The sequence below is a fragment of the Streptomyces sp. NPDC102490 genome (assembly GCF_044765285.1).
Taxonomy (GTDB): Bacteria; Actinomycetota; Actinomycetes; order Streptomycetales; family Streptomycetaceae; genus Streptomyces.
Genome location: NZ_JBIWJU010000012.1, coordinates 234,493 through 248,242 on the forward strand (window position 1 = coordinate 234,493; position 13,750 = coordinate 248,242).

Here is a 13,750-nt window from a genome sequence, read left to right on the forward strand (position 1 = left end):
CGGGGGCATCGCTTGCGGGGCATCGGGGGCGCCCGACAGGAGTGAAGCGGCTCCCCTCCATACGGAAGCCGCTCCAGAGGTGTTCACCCGTGGGGGGAATTGCCGGGTCCCGTGGGACCCGTGGGACGTGCGCAGGAGTCAGCGGCCGCGGTCCAGATACGCCAGAACGGCCAGGACACGGCGGTTGTCGTCGTCCGAGACCTCGAGGCTCAGCTTCGCGAAGATGTTCGCCGTGTGCTTCGCGATCGCCCGCTCCGTGACGACGAGCTTGGCGGCGATCGCCGCGTTGGTCCTGCCCTGCGCCATCAGCTCCAGCACCTCCACCTCGCGGGGGGTGAGCCGCTCCAGCGGCCGGTCCTCCGCTGCGCGCCGGCTGAGCAGCTGCTGGATGACCTGCGGGTCCATCGCCGTACCGCCTGACGCCACCCGCCGTACGGCGTCCACGAACTGCTCCGCGTCGAACACCCGGTCCTTGAGCAGGTACCCCACCCCGCCGCTCCCGTCGGCGAGCAACTCCCGGGCGTACAACTGCTCCACGTGCTGGGAGAGGACGAGGACCGGCATCCCGGGCCGGTCGCGGCGGGCCTGGAGCGCGCACTGCAAACCCTCGTCGGTGAGTGTGGGCGGCAGCCGGACGTCGACCACGGCGACGTCCGGCTTCAGTTCGGCCAGTGCCCGGGACAGCTCGGGGCCGGTCTCGACGGCCGCGGCGATCTCGAAGTCGTGGGCCTCCAGGAGCCGGACCAGTCCGTCGCGCAGCAGGAACAGGTCTTCGGCTAGGACAACGCGCAAGGGATCTCCATGGTGACCATGGTGGGGCCGCCCGCGGGCGAGCTGACGGCCAGGACACCGTCGAATGTACCGAGTCGCCGCTCCACCCCGGCCAGGCCCGAACCCGCCTCGATCCGGGCGCCGCCCTTGCCGTTGTCGGTGACGGAGGCGCGCAGCGTGCCGTCCTCGTGGTGGATGTCGATCCAGATCCGGTCGGCGCCGGAGTGCTTGACGGCGTTGGTGAGTATCTCGCTGACCGCGAAGTACGCGGCCGACTCCACGGGGGCCTCGGCGCGGCCCGGCAGGTCCACCTCGACCTCGACGGTGACGGGCAGCCGCAGGGCCAGGGCGCGTACCGCGTCGCCCAGGCCGCGTTCGGCGAGTACCGGGGGATGGATGCCGCGCACGAGGTCGCGCAGCTCGGTCAGGGCGTCGGCGGAGGACTGCCGGGTCCGCGCGAGCAGTTCCCTGGCCTTCGCCGGGTCCTTCTCCAGCAGCGCCTCGATGGTGCCCAGGTCCATGCCGACGGCGACCAGCCGGGCCTGCGCCCCGTCGTGCAGGTCGCGCTCGATGCGGCGCAGTTCGGCGGCGGAGGTGTCGACGGCGTCGCGCCGGGTCTCGGTCAGTACCCGCACCCGCTCGGCGAGTTCGCCCTGGCCGGACCCGAGCACCGCACCTGCGAGCTGGAAGTGGGCGCGCAGCAGGAGCGGGCTGAGCCGGCCCGCGGCGAGCAGGAGCACGGCGCCCAGGACGGCGGCGAAGAGGGCGGAGATCTGGCCGGTGACCGGGACGAAGCCGTACCAGTACCCGTCGGGCAGCACCCGCCACAGCCCGGCCCCGATGGCGAAGCCCTCCAGCGGGTAGAGCGGCAGGACGGCGGTCAGCAGCGCGGTGGCGAAGCCCGCCGTCATGTCGAGGGGCAGCCAGCCGATGTCCCGCCAGGTCGCCGGGTCCCGGAGCATCCCGAAGGTGCGGGCCCACGGATTGGCCTTCGGCGGCAGCGGCCGGTACATCCGCGGGATCCGCACCCCGCCCCACTCGGCGGCGAGCAGCCGCCGCCGGTCCGCGAACGCCCGTACCCCCGTCAGCACCCACGGCGTGGTGACGATGCCGATGCCGATCGGGACGAGGGCGATGGAGACCACCGTCAGGCAGAAGCAGATCACCGCGCCGGGCAGGGAGATGAGCGCCAGCGCCAGCCCCCGTACGGCCGGCAGCGCCATGCCCCTGGTCCGCGCGAGTGTCCGTGACCGCCGGGTGCCGCTCTTCGTCTCGATGCTCATGACGTCAGTCTCGCCGAGCCCACGGTGCGGGTCACGGGGCCGGACACCCCGATCAGGGGGTGGTGTCAGGTACACCTCGGCCCGGTCCGTCGGCGGCGAGCACCTTTGCCTCCGTCTCCGGGTCCAGGCCGACCGGGGGCCGGTCCGGGCGCTGGGGTGCGGTGCCGCCGAGGGTTTGCAGCCAGGCCCAGGTGTCGGCCGCGGTGTCGCGGGCGGGGCGACAGGCGAGGCCCGTCGCCAGGGCCCGGGAGACGTCCGCGGTGTGCAGCGCGTCGTGCAGGTCGCTGCCCGGGGGCGTCCACACCGGCAGCTGTACCCATGGCTCGATGCCGGCGGAGAGGACGGTCTCGGGGTCGGTCCAGCGCAGCTCCGCGGTGCCGCCCGTGACCGTCGCGCAGGCTTCGAGCAGGCCGCCCGTCGTGGTGTGCCCGGGCGGGGAGACCAGGTTGTAGGGCCCGCTCAGCTCCCGCTCCACCGCGCCGAGCACCCAGGCGGCGAGGTCGCGCACGTCGATGTACTGGAGGGGCAGGTCCCGTGGGCCCGGCGCGAGGACCGGGCCGCCGCGGGCCATTCGGTTCAGCCACCAGGGCAGCCGGCCGACGTTCTCGTAGGGGCCGAGGATCAGCCCGGCCCGCACGAGCACCGAGCGGTCCGCGCCGAAGGCGTCCAGGACGGCGAGTTCGGCGCCCCGCTTGTCCCGGGCGTAGTCGCGCTGCCCGGCGTCCGCCGAGGCGTCCCCGACGAGCGGGGCGTCCTCGGTGTACCCGGCGGGCGGGGCCCAGGCGTACACCGAGCAGCTCGACACGTACACGTACCGTCCGGCGCGGTCCCGCAGCAGCCGCGCCGCGTCCCGCACCGCGCGGGGCGCCGCCGACCAGGTGTCGACGACGGCGTCCCAGGTGCCCTCGGCCAGCGCGTCGAGCCCGTCGGGCGCGGTGCGGTCGCCGTGCAGCGCCCGCGCTCCGGGGGGCGGGGCGTGCCGTCCGCGGTGCAGGACGGTCACCTCCCAGCCGCGGCCGAGCGCCGCCTCGACCACGGACCGCCCCACGAACTCCGTACCGCCCAGCACCAGTAGTCTCATGCCGCCACTGTGCCGGGCGCGACGGCCGGGGGGAACGGGCCTCTGCCGTCAGCAGACGGATGCGGTGGCCGGGGGCTCAGCGGCCGGTGGGCGGCGTGTACTTGTAGCCGACGCGCCGCACGGTCTGGATGGTGTGCCGGTGCTCCGCGCCGAGCTTGCGGCGCAGCCGGGCCACGTGCACGTCGACGGTGCGGCCGTCGCCGACGTGTCCGTAGCCCCACACCGTGGTGACCAGCTGGTCGCGGGTGTGCACCCGGTTGGGATGGGTGACGAGGTGGGCGAGGAGTTCGAACTCCAGGTAGGTGAGGTCGAGTTCGCGTCCGTCCACGGCGGCGGTGCGCCGGGCGGGATCGATCCGGACGAGCGGGTTCTCCGCCTGGTCCCGGGCCGGGCCCTGGGGCAGGGCCTGCTCCGGGGTCCGGAACGGCGGCTGCTGGTCGGCCGGGACGAGGACGAGGTAGCCGACCATCGGCGGGTGTCCCGGCAGCGCCGGCAGGGTGTGCGCGGGTGCGGGCAGCCAGGTGGCGCCCGGTGGCAGCAGGTCCGCGACGTCCGCCACCTCGTCCGGGGCGACGGCGCGCAGCCGGTGCCGGGGGCCGCCGGAGTCGGGGCGGGCGGTGGGGGAGTCGAGGGTGACGGTGGACAGGGAACGGGTGGTCGCCATGAGACGTCAGCTCTTTCGCGCGAGAGGTTCGTCGGGTGGGGCGACGGGCGCGAGGTTCGGGGTCGGGCGCGTCGCGGGACGTACGTCGTGCGCACCGGCGGCAGGCGCGGAAGGCCTGTGCGATACCGCTGCTAGCGGGCCGGCGCGATCGTCGCGCGGCAACACACCCGGTCGAAGTCGTCGTGCTGACGGGAAGGCCAGAAGGGCTCGAGGTCATGGCGACCCGTCGCTGCGTACTTCCGGAAGCTGGCCATGGGCTCATTGAAGCAGACGGCGGCCGGGGAGAGGAGACTCCTCTCAGGGTGTGGACGCCGACTGGCCTGAACCTGTCGCCGGTCCGGTCAACCCTCCAGCCGTTTGCGCCAGTTCAGCGGGTCGACGGCGATCGCCCTGCCCGGATCGCCGTCCCACTCCGTGGACAGCCCGGACCCCGCGAACGCCGCCACGACCTCGTGTCCGACGGCCGCCGTCGTCTCCTGCGAGCCGTCGAAACCGCCGTAATGCAGCATGAGTCCGTGGCCCTCGGCGGCGGCCTCGGTGCTCTGCCGGTGGAAGAAGACGAAGCCCCGGGCGCCCTCGCGCTCCGCGGCTATCTCCGCGGTGCCGCAGCCCCGGCAGCAGGTGAAGTTCTCCCGGGCGGTGACACCGGCCGCGTCCAGGGCCCGGAAGACCCGGGTCAGGCGGTCCGGGTCGGTGGTCTCCTCGCCCCAGGTCTCCTGCTCGGCGAGCCGCTCCAGCCACAGCCGGTCCACCAACCGCCAGGCCTGGGCCCGGGACACCGGCCGCTCGCCGTACTCACCGCCGACGAGGTGGTCCTCCGCGATCTCGACCAGCGCCTTGCGGCCGTCGTATCCGCAGCGCAGCCGCTCCCGGATCAGCCGCTCGATCTGCCGCCGGACCTCGTCGGGCAGCTCCGGAACGTCCTCCCGGGGTCCCAGGTCGATCGGCTCCCAGGCGACGCCCGCGTCCCAGCCGGGCTCCTGGCGGGCCCAGCCGGTCAGGAGGCCGGCGACACGGTCGTGGTCGTCGAGGTCGGCACCGAAGAACGCGTCCGCGGCGGCCCGGTGCTCCAGCCGGTACTGCCCGCCCTCCTCGTGCCACACCTGCGCGAACACGTCGGGGATGTCCGGTATCCGCTGCACCACCAGGAAGCGGTCGCCGGCGTGGCCGATGCGCGCCACCAGCTCCCGCAGCTCCGCCGCCCGCGGCCGGGTGTGCGTGTGCCCGTTCTCCGTCTCGACCCTGAGGGCGAGGACACCGTCGATCTCCATGTCCCCACCCTCGCACGCGCCACTGACACCGCGGCCCGGGGCCGCGGCTGCCGGGCTCAGACCTGGCCGGCCTTCTCCAGCGCCGTGCAGCAGGTGTCGACGAGCAGGCGCGTCACCACGTACGGATCGACGTTGGCGTTGGGCCGGCGGTCCTCGATGTAGCCCTTGCCGTCCTTCTCGACCTGCCACGGGATGCGCACCGAGGCGCCGCGGTCGGAGACGCCGTAGGAGTACTCGTTCCACGGGGCGGTCTCGTGCAGGCCGGTGAGGCGGTCGTCGATGCCGGCGCCGTAGTTCTTGACGTGGTCAAGGGGCTTGGAGCCCTCACCGAGCGACTCGCAGGCGGTGATGATCGCGTCGTACCCCTCGCGCATCGCCTTGGTGGAGAAGTTGGTGTGCGCGCCCGCGCCGTTCCAGTCGCCCTTGACCGGCTTGGGGTCGAGGGTGGCGGAGACCTCGAAGTTCTCCGCGGTGCGGTAGAGCAGCCAGCGGGCCACCCACAGCTGGTCGGAGACCTCCAGCGGCGCCAGCGGGCCGACCTGGAACTCCCACTGGCCGGGCATGACCTCGGCGTTGATGCCGGAGATGCCGAGACCGGCCTTCAGGCAGTTCTCCAGGTGCGCCTCGACGACGTCGCGGCCGAAGATCTCGTCCGAGCCGACGCCGCAGTAGTAGCCGCCCTGCGCGGCCGGGAAGCCGCCCTCGGGGAAGCCGAGGGGGCGGGTGCCCTTGAAGAAGGTGTACTCCTGCTCGATGCCGAAGACCGGCTCCTGCGCGGCGAAGCGCTCGGACAGCTCGGCCAGCGCGGCGCGGGTGTTGCTCGGGTGCGGCGTCATGTCCGTGTCCAGGACCTCGCACAGCACCAGGATGTCCTCGCCGCCGCGGATCGGGTCGGGGCAGGAGAAGACCGGCCTGAGTACGCAGTCCGAGGAGCTGCCCTCGGCCTGGTTGGTGGAGGAGCCGTCGAAGCCCCAGATCGGCAGGGCGTCCAGGCCGGCGGGGGCGTCCGTGATGATCTTCGTCTTGGAACGGAGCTTGGCCGTCGGCTCGGTGCCGTCGATCCAGATGTACTCAGCCTTGAAGGTCACGGGGCCACATCCTTCGGGGGTGGGTCTCGGCGCACGTGCGGGTGCGGCGGCGCGCGGGCGGCAGGGGTGCCGCGTCTACTGCGGTGCAGCGTGCCAACGGGCGATTTCCCGACCGTTGCCCGTATGTGAACCCCGTGTTACTCGGGGTCGTTGTGGCCGGCCTCACGCCCGTCGTCCCGGGCCGCCTCCCGTACGCCGGTCAGGAAGCCCCTGATCGCCGCCCGTTCCCGCTCGTCGTACCCGCGCAGCAGCTCCACCGCCCGCCCGATCAGCGGTCCGAAGTGGGACCAGCCCAGCGCCACGGCCCGCTCGTCCACCTCGACGGTGACCCGGCGCCGGTCCCGTTCGTCGCGCACCCGGCGTACGTGTCCGGCCCGTTCCAGCCGGTCGACCAGTGCCGTGGTGCCCGCGGAGTTCAGCCCGAGCGCGGCGCCCAGGCGCCCGGCCGTCATCGCCTCGCCCGCCCGCGCGGCGTCCATGAGCGCGATGAGTGCCCGGACGTCGGTGGGGTGCATGCCGTTGCGCTGGGCGAACCGGGCGCTGTGCGCGCCCAGTTCGACCGCGACCGCGCGCAGGAGGTGGACGAGCTCCATCTCCGGTCCCTGGTCGGGCATGGGGACGCTCCCTTCGGTCCGTGCCGCGATCTTCTCGCTCGACAAGTATCTCGTTCGGCGAGATAATACCGGAGGAACAGAAACAGGGAGCAGACGAAACAGGGGGCACGCTCATGAGCGCTCGCGGTCCGTACGACGCCGGCCGTTTCCAGGACGCCTACGACAAGGTGATGGCCAAGTGGCCCGCGGGGACCGAGGCGGTGACCGTGCCCACCCCCTTCGGCGAGACGCACGTCAACGTGACCGGCCCGGCCGACGGCCGCCCCCTCGTCCTGCTGCCGGGCGGCGGGGCGGCGACCTCCGCGTCCTGGTACGCCCAGGCCGCCGAGCTGTCCCGCACCCACCGCGTGCACGCCGTCGACCTGATCGGCGCCCCCGGCCGCAGCACACCGGCCGGCGACCGCCACCCCCGTACGGTCGCCGACCTCACCGGCTGGCTGGACGCGCTCCTCGACGGCCTCGGCATCGAGGAGACGGACCTCGGCGGGCACTCCTACGGCGCCTGGATCGCCCTGCACCACGCCCTGCACGCACCCGCCCGGGTACGCCGCCTGTTCCTCCTGGACCCGACCCAGTGCTTCGCCGGGTTCAAGGCGGCCTACCTGCTGCACGCGCTGCCGATGCTGCTGCGGCCGACGCCCCGCCGGGTCCGCGCCTTCCTGGACTGGGAGACCGGCGCGACGCCTCTCGACGCGGACTGGCTCGCCCTCCAGGAGGCCGCCGTCGGCTTCCCGGAGCGAAAGCCGGTCACCGGACCGCGCCCGGCCCCGGAGGCGCTGCGCGCCCTGGACGTACCGGTCCTGCTGCTCCTGGCCCAGCACAGCAGGACGCACGACCCCGCCGAGGTGGCGGCCCGGGCGTGGACCCTGCTGCCGCACGTGGAGACGACCGTCCTGCCGGACGTCTCCCACCACGGGCTGCCGCAGTCCGCGCCGTCCGGGCTCGGCCGCCGCCTCGGCGACTTCCTGGCCGCGCCGGGCGCCTGAGCCTCAGCCGACCTGCTCGATCAGCGCCCGCCGGATCAGGAACTTGCCCTCCTCGCGGACCTGTTCGAACGCCGCGTCGTTGAGCAGCGCGCAGCTTCCCGAGACCGAGTTGACCTGCACGGTCGTGGACTTGCCGTTGTCGAGGTTGGTCACCCGGAGCGTGGTGCCCACCGGGAACCGGTCGCTGGAGGCGGCGGGCGCGCCGCCCTCGCCGGAGAGGGTGACGGTGGCACCGGCACAGACCTGCTCGCCGGCCCGGTCGTCCACCGGCGCCCCGGTGTCCTGGCCCGCCTCCTGCCCGGGCTGGGGCGGCTGCGTGGTCCGGGGCGGCTGCGCGCTCCGGGAGTCCTGAGCCGACTCCCCGACCGCGCACCCGGACGCCGCCTGCTTGCGCTCGATCTCCGCGACGACGGCCTCGCGGTTCTCGATCCGGGCCTGCGACTGCGCGTCGGGATCGGCCCGCTGGCCCTCGATGAACCGCTGGTTGTTGCCGAGCGCGGTGGCCAGGCCCTGGCAGACGCCGGAGTCCTGGGCGGCCTTCGGCCGCGCGTCCTGGGTGGGCTGCGCGGCGTTCGAGGCGTTCGCCATGACGAAGGCGCCGCCACCGGCCAGCGTGGCGGCGCCGACCAGCAGGGCGATCTTCTTCTTCGTGCCGGGAGTTCTCCTGCGCGACATCCGCGCCTCCTGAAGAGGTAGGGGAGCGTACGCCGCTATGTACGAGATACCGAACGGAGTTGCTCACCGGTCGCGTCGACGGGTGCGCGTAACCCGCGTCACACCTCCGGACCCGGCCTACCGGGACAGGGCGTTCCGGACCGCCTCGTCGGTGCGGCCCACCACGGCCGTTCCGTCGTCCGCCGTGATGATCGGACGCTGGATCAGCTTGGGGTGTCCGGCGAGCGCGGTGATCCAGCGGTCGCGTGACGCCTCGTCACGGGGCCAGTCCTTCAGGCCCAGTTCCTTGGCGGCGGGCTCCTGGGTGCGGGTGATGTCCCACGGTTCGAGTCCGAGCCGGGTGAGCACCTCGCGGATCTCCGCCGCGCTCGGTACGTCCTCCAGGTAGCGGCGGACGGTGTAGTCGGCCCCTTCCGCGTCGAGCAGGCTGATCGCGCTGCGGCACTTCGAGCAGGCCGGGTTGATCCAGATCTCCATGCCGCACACGGTAACCGGACGGGTCCGGAAACTCGTTCGCCACGTGGGTCTCAACGACCCCGAAAGCCCTGGTGGGCAGGGGCTTTTGTCAGTGGTGGGCGGTAAAATAGAAGCAGTGTTCGAGGGTGTCGCCGGGAAGTCCGGACGGCGCCCCGACCGCGACAGGAGGATGCCTGTGCCCGCTGCCGCACTGAAGCCGAAGCCGTTGCCCACCCAGTCCACCGCCAAGCGGTCCGTCCTGCTCGACCTGCCGTACGCACCCGTGGAGAAGCGCCCGCTGCCGGCGGGCCGCCCCCGTGAGTGGTACGTGACGCACAACCGCCGGCTCAAGGCGATGCGCCTCGCCATCGCCCTGCTCGACTCCGGCGTCTACCTGCCCGACCAGGCGCGCAACGAGAGGATACGGAGCGCCGCGCTGGCCATCGGGGTTCATCCGCCGTCGGACACGACGTGCCACATGGTGCGGGCGTTGATGCGGTACTCGCGGTGACCCCGGCGCCGGGCGCCGTGACCTTTCGCGGCGCCCGGCGCTGACGCCGCCCTCTCCGGGGGGCGCCCCCAAGTCCCCGGAAACTAGGGGGTGTCGAGAGCCGACAGCCGCTGGGTGATCCGGTCGAACAGGTCGGTGAGCGGCTCCCCGATGTCCCGGCCGAACTCGGTCAGCCCGTAGGTGACCTGCGGCGGCGTCGTCGGCTCGACCTTCCGCCAGACCAGGCCGTCCTCGACCAGGACGCGCAGGGTCTGGGCGAGCATCTTCTCGCTGATGCCCCGGATGCTCTCGCGCAGCTCGTAGAACCGCAGGTCGTTGCGCCGCAGTGCGATCAGCACCCAGATGCCCCACCTGCTGGTCACATGGTCGACCACGTCGCGCGCCAGGCAGTCGGTGTGAAACACGTCATACCGCTCGCCGGTCTCGACCAGCCTGTGCTGCACGCCTTCCGTCATGTCATGAGCTTACCTCCAGGTATGCCCTTACCGAAAGTTAGTCCGGGCTCCTAGCGTGCAGACCCACAGAGGACATCCGAGAAGGAGCTGGACATGATCGTGGTGACCGGGGCGACCGGAAACATCGGGCGGCCGCTGACGCGGGCGCTGGCAGCGGCGGGCGAGCAGGTGACGGCGGTGTCACGGCACCCGGCGGCGGTGCCGGACGGCGTGCGCCACCTGGTGGCCGACCTCGCCGACCCGGCCGGGCTGCGGCCCGCGCTGGCCGGGGCGAAGTCGCTGTTCCTGCTGCTCTCCGGCGACCTGCACGCCCTCGGCGCCCACCCCGCCGACATCGTCGGCGAAGCCGTCGGCAGCGGGGTCCGCCGCATCGTCCTGCTCTCCACGCTCGGCGTGGTGACCAGGCCCTTCGGGGCGACGCGGATCGCGATGCGGGAGCTGGAGGACACGGTGCGGGAATCCGGCCTGGAATGGGCCGTGCTGCGGCCCGGCGGCTTCGCCTCCAACGCCCTGTGGTGGGCCGAGTCCGTCCGGGAGCGACGGGTCGTCGCCGCGCCCTTCGGCGACGTCGGAGTGCCGGTCGTCGACCCCGCGGACATCGCCGCGGTGGCGGCGGCCTGTCTGCTGGAGGACCGGCACACCGGCGGCGCGTACGAGCTGACCGGCCCGGAGGTGATCACCCCGCGCGGGCAGACGGAGGCCCTCGCCGCCGCGCTGGGCTCGCCCGTGGCCTTCCACGAGCTGACCCGCGACGAGGCCAGGGCCGCCATGGCGCGCAGCATGCCGGCGGAGCTGGCCGACGACACCCTGGACATCCTCGGCAACCCGAGCCCGGCCGAACTGCGCGTCAGCCCGGACGTCGAACGCGTCCTCGGCCGCGCCCCGCGCCCCTTCGCCGACTGGGCCGCCCGCAACGTCGCCGCGTTCCGCTGAGACCGGCCGCACCGGGGCGCCGTACCAGGGCCAGGTGCTAGAACACGTCGCGCAGGGTCTCCAGGAGGCGGGCGATGTTCGCCTCGTCGCGGCGGTAGTAGGTCCACTTGCCGCGTCGGGTGGCGACCACCAGCCCCGCCTGCCGCAGCATGGCGAGGTACTGGGAGGTGGTGGACTGTCCCAGGCCCATGCGCCGCTGGATGTCGGTCACGCAGACGCCGATCTCGACGTCCTCGGCCTCCTGGCCGGGGAAGCTCATGGGGTCTTTGAGCCACACCAGCATCTGGCGGCGGGCGGGGTTGGACAGGGCCCGGAATACGGACAGCAACTGCTCTTCCGAGAACACGGCGTGATCGTAACCCATTCTCATATTGACGATTCGCGATACGACGATTTATCTTCGCCGTATGTCCTCTTCGATGCGTGTGATGGAACTCGTCCGTTTCGGTGGCGCGGACACCGCGTTCGCGGCACGGGAGCTGCCCATGCCCAGTCCTGGGCCCGGCCAGTTGCTGGTGAAGGTCATGGCCACCTCCGTGAATCCCCTGGATTTGCAGACCCGCCGCGGCGACTACCGCGACCAGGTGGCGCTGCCGGCGGTGATCGGCAACGACGTGTCCGGCGTGGTGGTCGAGACCGGCACGGGGGCGGGCGACTACCGGCCGGGCGACGAGGTCTGGTACCTGGCGCCGGTGTTCACCGGTCAGGGGACCTATGCCGAGTTCCACGTGGTCGACCAGGCCCTGGTCGCCCGCAAGCCCTCCCGCCTGTCGCATGTCGAGGCCGCCGGTCTCGCTCTCGTGGGGGTGACCGCGTGGGAGGCACTGGTCGAACGGGCCGGAGTGCGGGCCGGGGAGCGGGTCCTGGTGCACGGCGGCGCGGGCGGGGTCGGTTCGGTTGCCGTCCAGATCGCACGTGCGCTGGGGGCCGAGGTGGTCACCACCGCGCGGGCGAGGGATCACGACTTCGTCACCCGGCTGGGAGCGGACGTCACGATCGACTTCTCGGCCGGTGACTATGTGCCGCAGGTGCAGGCCCTGGGCGGGGTGGACGTCGTGTTGGACACGGTGGGCCGGGACACCCTCACCCGCAGTCCGCTGGTCCTGGCCGACCGAGGCCGCGTGGTGTCGATCGTGGACATTCCCGAGCCGCAGAACCTCCTCGCCGCCTGGGGCGTGAACGCGACCTACCATTTCCTCTTCGTCAGTCCCGGCCGGGCACAACTCGAGGCCCTCGGCCGCCTGGTCGACCAGGGCGAACTCCGGCCGGTGATCGGCGCCGTGCTGCCGCTGGCCGACGTCGCCCACGCCCACAGCCTCCTGGAAGGCGGCTCCGTCGACGAAGGACGCGGACGCCCGCGTGGCAAGATCGCTCTCGCCGTGCATCCCGTGGACTAGTCCCCGCACGCGGCGGCGGCCCGGACCGAAGGAATGGGGCACCTCGCGCACCCGTTGTCCTCTCGTATGAGCGAAACAACTGCGGTAGTGGCGGGCGCATACGGCGGTCCCGAGGTCCTGTCGGTGATCGATGTCGCCGTCCCCGAGCCGAGGCCGAACGAGGTACGGATCACGGTCCGCGCGGCTGGCGTCAATCCCTTCGACTACAAGTCGTACAGCGGCGCCTTCGGTGTCGATCCGGAGAGACTGCCGGTGCGGCTCGGTGTCGAGGCGGCGGGCGTGGTGACCGCGGTCGGTGCCGACGCGATCGGCCCCGCGGGTCCGATCGCGGTGGGTGACGAAGTGATCACCTACTCCGCGCCGGGTGCCTACGCCGCCGAAATCGTCGTGCCCGCCCGGTCCGTGGTGCCGAAGCCCGCCGCCCTGTCCTGGGAGCAGGCCGGCGGGCTGCTGGCCGCCGGGGTCACCGCCGTACACACGCTTGAGGCGATCGGCTTGGGCACGGGCGAGACGGTGTTGATCCACGGTGCCGCGGGAGGCGTCGGTCTCGTGGCCGTGCAGCTCGCGGTGGCACGCGGCGCGAGAGTCGTGGCCACGGCGAGCCGGGCCAAGCACGACCTCCTGCGAGAGCTGGGAGCGATCCCGGTCGTCTACGGGCCGGGGCTGGCGGACAGGGTGCGCGCGGTGGCGCCGGAGGGCGTGCACGCGGCCGCCGATCTCGTGGGCACCGAGGAGGCGGTGGACGTCTCCGTGGAGCTCGTGCCGGACCGCTTGCGTATCGCCACCATCGCGGGCCACGAGCGCGGGGCTCGCGCGGGAATCAAGCTCCTGGGTGGTGTGCCGGGCGCGGACCCCGGCACCGAGATCCGCCAAGCCGCCCGCCTGCAGCTCACGGAAGCCGCGGCAGCGGGCCGCCTGCGCATCGTGATCGCGGGCAGCTACCCCCTGCGCGAGGCCGCCACGGCCCACCGCGAGATCATGGCCGGCCACACCACGGGAAAGATCGTCCTGGTCCCGTAACCCGTTCCCGTCCCCGCACCGCTGAAGCCGCACCGCGAGCGGCCGCCCGCGCGATCACCGGTCCCCGTCCGCGACGGATCGGGTGCGTGGGCGGCATGCGACCAGCTCGTCAGGTACCCATGTCCCCGTTCTTGGCGCTCCATTCGATCAGCGGATGCAGGACACGCATCAGGCTGGCGCCTTGTTCGGTGGGCCGGTACGTGATCTGGACCGGCGTCGTCGGTACCACGAGCCGCTCCATGAGTCCGTGGCCCTCGAGCTCACGCAGACGCTGGGACAGAAGGTGGTTCGAGATTCCGGGGATCCGCGCCCGGTAGTCGACGAATCGGCGCGCGCCCCGCATCGCCGCCAGGAGCACCGCGGCGCTCCACTTCTTGCCCACGATCTCGACCGAGCGCTGAAAACTGCGGCACACGTCGTCGTCGATGTGTTCGTAGACCGCTTCCGGGCGGCTCTGGTCCGCGGTGGCGGAGGTTTCATCGGGTGGTCGAGGACCGGTCATACGGTCACGATACTGGAGCGTGTCACTTTTGATGACCTGGTCA

The 13,750-nt window shown here is 72.6% G+C and carries 17 protein-coding genes; 5 read left to right on the top strand and 12 right to left on the bottom strand.

The window, feature by feature from the left end:
• Positions 1 to 138: 138 nt before the first annotated feature.
• The 7 genes from ACIRGB_RS27635 to ACIRGB_RS27665 form a co-directional block, all read right to left on the bottom strand.
• Positions 139 to 792 carry a LuxR C-terminal-related transcriptional regulator gene (locus tag ACIRGB_RS27635; RefSeq protein WP_403870497.1) on the bottom strand — a complete coding sequence of 218 codons (654 nt, stop codon included), beginning with the start codon at positions 790 to 792 and terminating at the stop codon, positions 139 to 141.
• A complete protein-coding gene (locus tag ACIRGB_RS27640; RefSeq protein WP_403870500.1) occupies positions 777 to 2,054 on the bottom strand; it encodes a sensor histidine kinase in 1,278 nt (425 codons plus the stop codon). The genes ACIRGB_RS27635 and ACIRGB_RS27640 overlap by 16 nt, the downstream gene beginning before the upstream one ends.
• A gap of 52 nt (positions 2,055 to 2,106) precedes the next feature.
• On the bottom strand, positions 2,107 to 3,135 hold the full coding sequence (locus ACIRGB_RS27645; RefSeq protein WP_403870503.1) for an SDR family oxidoreductase: 1,029 nt from the start codon (positions 3,133 to 3,135) through the stop codon (positions 2,107 to 2,109).
• A gap of 76 nt (positions 3,136 to 3,211) precedes the next feature.
• Positions 3,212 to 3,799, bottom strand: coding sequence for a winged helix-turn-helix domain-containing protein (locus ACIRGB_RS27650; RefSeq protein WP_403870505.1), 588 nt, complete (start codon positions 3,797 to 3,799; stop codon positions 3,212 to 3,214).
• A gap of 341 nt (positions 3,800 to 4,140) precedes the next feature.
• On the bottom strand, positions 4,141 to 5,070 hold the full coding sequence (locus tag ACIRGB_RS27655; RefSeq protein WP_403870508.1) for a DUF6891 domain-containing protein: 930 nt from the start codon (positions 5,068 to 5,070) through the stop codon (positions 4,141 to 4,143).
• Between the two features lie 56 nt (positions 5,071 to 5,126).
• Complete coding sequence (gene glnII / locus ACIRGB_RS27660; protein WP_403870511.1) at positions 5,127 to 6,158, bottom strand: glutamine synthetase; 1,032 nt, start codon at positions 6,156 to 6,158, stop codon at positions 5,127 to 5,129.
• A 137-nt stretch (positions 6,159 to 6,295) separates the two neighbouring features.
• A complete protein-coding gene (locus ACIRGB_RS27665; protein ID WP_403870514.1) occupies positions 6,296 to 6,772 on the bottom strand; it encodes a MarR family transcriptional regulator in 477 nt (158 codons plus the stop codon).
• Between the two features lie 113 nt (positions 6,773 to 6,885).
• Here ACIRGB_RS27665 and ACIRGB_RS27670 point away from each other — a divergent pair, with 113 nt between their 5' ends.
• On the top strand, positions 6,886 to 7,758 hold the full coding sequence (locus tag ACIRGB_RS27670) for an alpha/beta fold hydrolase (protein WP_403870517.1): 873 nt from the start codon (positions 6,886 to 6,888) through the stop codon (positions 7,756 to 7,758).
• 3 nt (positions 7,759 to 7,761) lie between these two features.
• On the opposite strand, the gene ACIRGB_RS27675 is transcribed toward ACIRGB_RS27670, so the two are convergent.
• Both ACIRGB_RS27675 and ACIRGB_RS27680 read right to left on the bottom strand, forming a co-directional pair.
• Entirely contained in the window at positions 7,762 to 8,433 is a 672-nt protein-coding gene (locus tag ACIRGB_RS27675; protein ID WP_403870520.1) for a hypothetical protein, read from the bottom strand.
• Between the two features lie 117 nt (positions 8,434 to 8,550).
• Positions 8,551 to 8,910 (bottom strand): arsenate reductase family protein, encoded by a 360-nt coding sequence (locus ACIRGB_RS27680; protein ID WP_403870522.1) that lies wholly within the window; start codon positions 8,908 to 8,910, stop codon positions 8,551 to 8,553.
• 175 nt (positions 8,911 to 9,085) lie between these two features.
• On the opposite strand from ACIRGB_RS27680, the gene ACIRGB_RS27685 reads away from it, so the two are divergent.
• Positions 9,086 to 9,400, top strand: a complete 315-nt coding sequence (locus ACIRGB_RS27685) for a hypothetical protein (protein ID WP_403870525.1) — start codon at positions 9,086 to 9,088, stop codon at positions 9,398 to 9,400.
• 83 nt (positions 9,401 to 9,483) lie between these two features.
• Here the strand turns inward: ACIRGB_RS27685 and ACIRGB_RS27690 are convergent, their stop codons facing one another.
• Positions 9,484 to 9,855 carry a winged helix-turn-helix transcriptional regulator gene (locus ACIRGB_RS27690; protein WP_403870528.1) on the bottom strand — a complete coding sequence of 124 codons (372 nt, stop codon included), beginning with the start codon at positions 9,853 to 9,855 and terminating at the stop codon, positions 9,484 to 9,486.
• Positions 9,856 to 9,948: 93 nt separating this feature from the next.
• Here ACIRGB_RS27690 and ACIRGB_RS27695 point away from each other — a divergent pair, with 93 nt between their 5' ends.
• Positions 9,949 to 10,788 (top strand): SDR family oxidoreductase, encoded by an 840-nt coding sequence (locus ACIRGB_RS27695; protein WP_403870531.1) that lies wholly within the window; start codon positions 9,949 to 9,951, stop codon positions 10,786 to 10,788.
• A 37-nt stretch (positions 10,789 to 10,825) separates the two neighbouring features.
• On the opposite strand, the gene ACIRGB_RS27700 is transcribed toward ACIRGB_RS27695, so the two are convergent.
• Entirely contained in the window at positions 10,826 to 11,134 is a 309-nt protein-coding gene (locus tag ACIRGB_RS27700; RefSeq protein ID WP_403870534.1) for an ArsR/SmtB family transcription factor, read from the bottom strand.
• 61 nt (positions 11,135 to 11,195) lie between these two features.
• Here ACIRGB_RS27700 and ACIRGB_RS27705 point away from each other — a divergent pair, with 61 nt between their 5' ends.
• Both ACIRGB_RS27705 and ACIRGB_RS27710 read left to right on the top strand, forming a co-directional pair.
• The gene (locus ACIRGB_RS27705; protein ID WP_403870537.1) at positions 11,196 to 12,185 is read left to right on the top strand and encodes a zinc-binding dehydrogenase; all 990 of its coding nucleotides are present in this window, start codon (positions 11,196 to 11,198) and stop codon (positions 12,183 to 12,185) included.
• Between the two features lie 87 nt (positions 12,186 to 12,272).
• Positions 12,273 to 13,205, top strand: coding sequence for a zinc-binding alcohol dehydrogenase family protein (locus tag ACIRGB_RS27710; protein ID WP_403870711.1), 933 nt, complete (start codon positions 12,273 to 12,275; stop codon positions 13,203 to 13,205).
• A 109-nt stretch (positions 13,206 to 13,314) separates the two neighbouring features.
• Here ACIRGB_RS27710 and ACIRGB_RS27715 read toward each other — a convergent pair whose 3' ends face one another.
• Entirely contained in the window at positions 13,315 to 13,707 is a 393-nt protein-coding gene (locus ACIRGB_RS27715) for a winged helix-turn-helix transcriptional regulator (protein WP_403870540.1), read from the bottom strand.
• Positions 13,708 to 13,750 lie beyond the last annotated feature (43 nt).

Coding starts and splice junctions, on each gene's coding strand:
- ACIRGB_RS27640 (WP_403870500.1), bottom strand. CDS start 2,054: ATGAGCATCGAGACGAAGAGCGGCACCCGGCGGTCACGGACACTCGCG.
- ACIRGB_RS27645 (WP_403870503.1), bottom strand. CDS start 3,135: ATGAGACTACTGGTGCTGGGCGGTACGGAGTTCGTGGGGCGGTCCGTG.
- ACIRGB_RS27650 (WP_403870505.1), bottom strand. CDS start 3,799: ATGGCGACCACCCGTTCCCTGTCCACCGTCACCCTCGACTCCCCCACC.
- ACIRGB_RS27655 (WP_403870508.1), bottom strand. CDS start 5,070: ATGGAGATCGACGGTGTCCTCGCCCTCAGGGTCGAGACGGAGAACGGG.
- ACIRGB_RS27665 (WP_403870514.1), bottom strand. CDS start 6,772: ATGCCCGACCAGGGACCGGAGATGGAGCTCGTCCACCTCCTGCGCGCG.
- ACIRGB_RS27670 (WP_403870517.1), top strand. CDS start 6,886: ATGAGCGCTCGCGGTCCGTACGACGCCGGCCGTTTCCAGGACGCCTAC.
- ACIRGB_RS27675 (WP_403870520.1), bottom strand. CDS start 8,433: ATGTCGCGCAGGAGAACTCCCGGCACGAAGAAGAAGATCGCCCTGCTG.
- ACIRGB_RS27680 (WP_403870522.1), bottom strand. CDS start 8,910: ATGGAGATCTGGATCAACCCGGCCTGCTCGAAGTGCCGCAGCGCGATC.
- ACIRGB_RS27690 (WP_403870528.1), bottom strand. CDS start 9,855: ATGACGGAAGGCGTGCAGCACAGGCTGGTCGAGACCGGCGAGCGGTAT.
- ACIRGB_RS27695 (WP_403870531.1), top strand. CDS start 9,949: ATGATCGTGGTGACCGGGGCGACCGGAAACATCGGGCGGCCGCTGACG.
- ACIRGB_RS27705 (WP_403870537.1), top strand. CDS start 11,196: ATGTCCTCTTCGATGCGTGTGATGGAACTCGTCCGTTTCGGTGGCGCG.
- ACIRGB_RS27715 (WP_403870540.1), bottom strand. CDS start 13,707: ATGACCGGTCCTCGACCACCCGATGAAACCTCCGCCACCGCGGACCAG.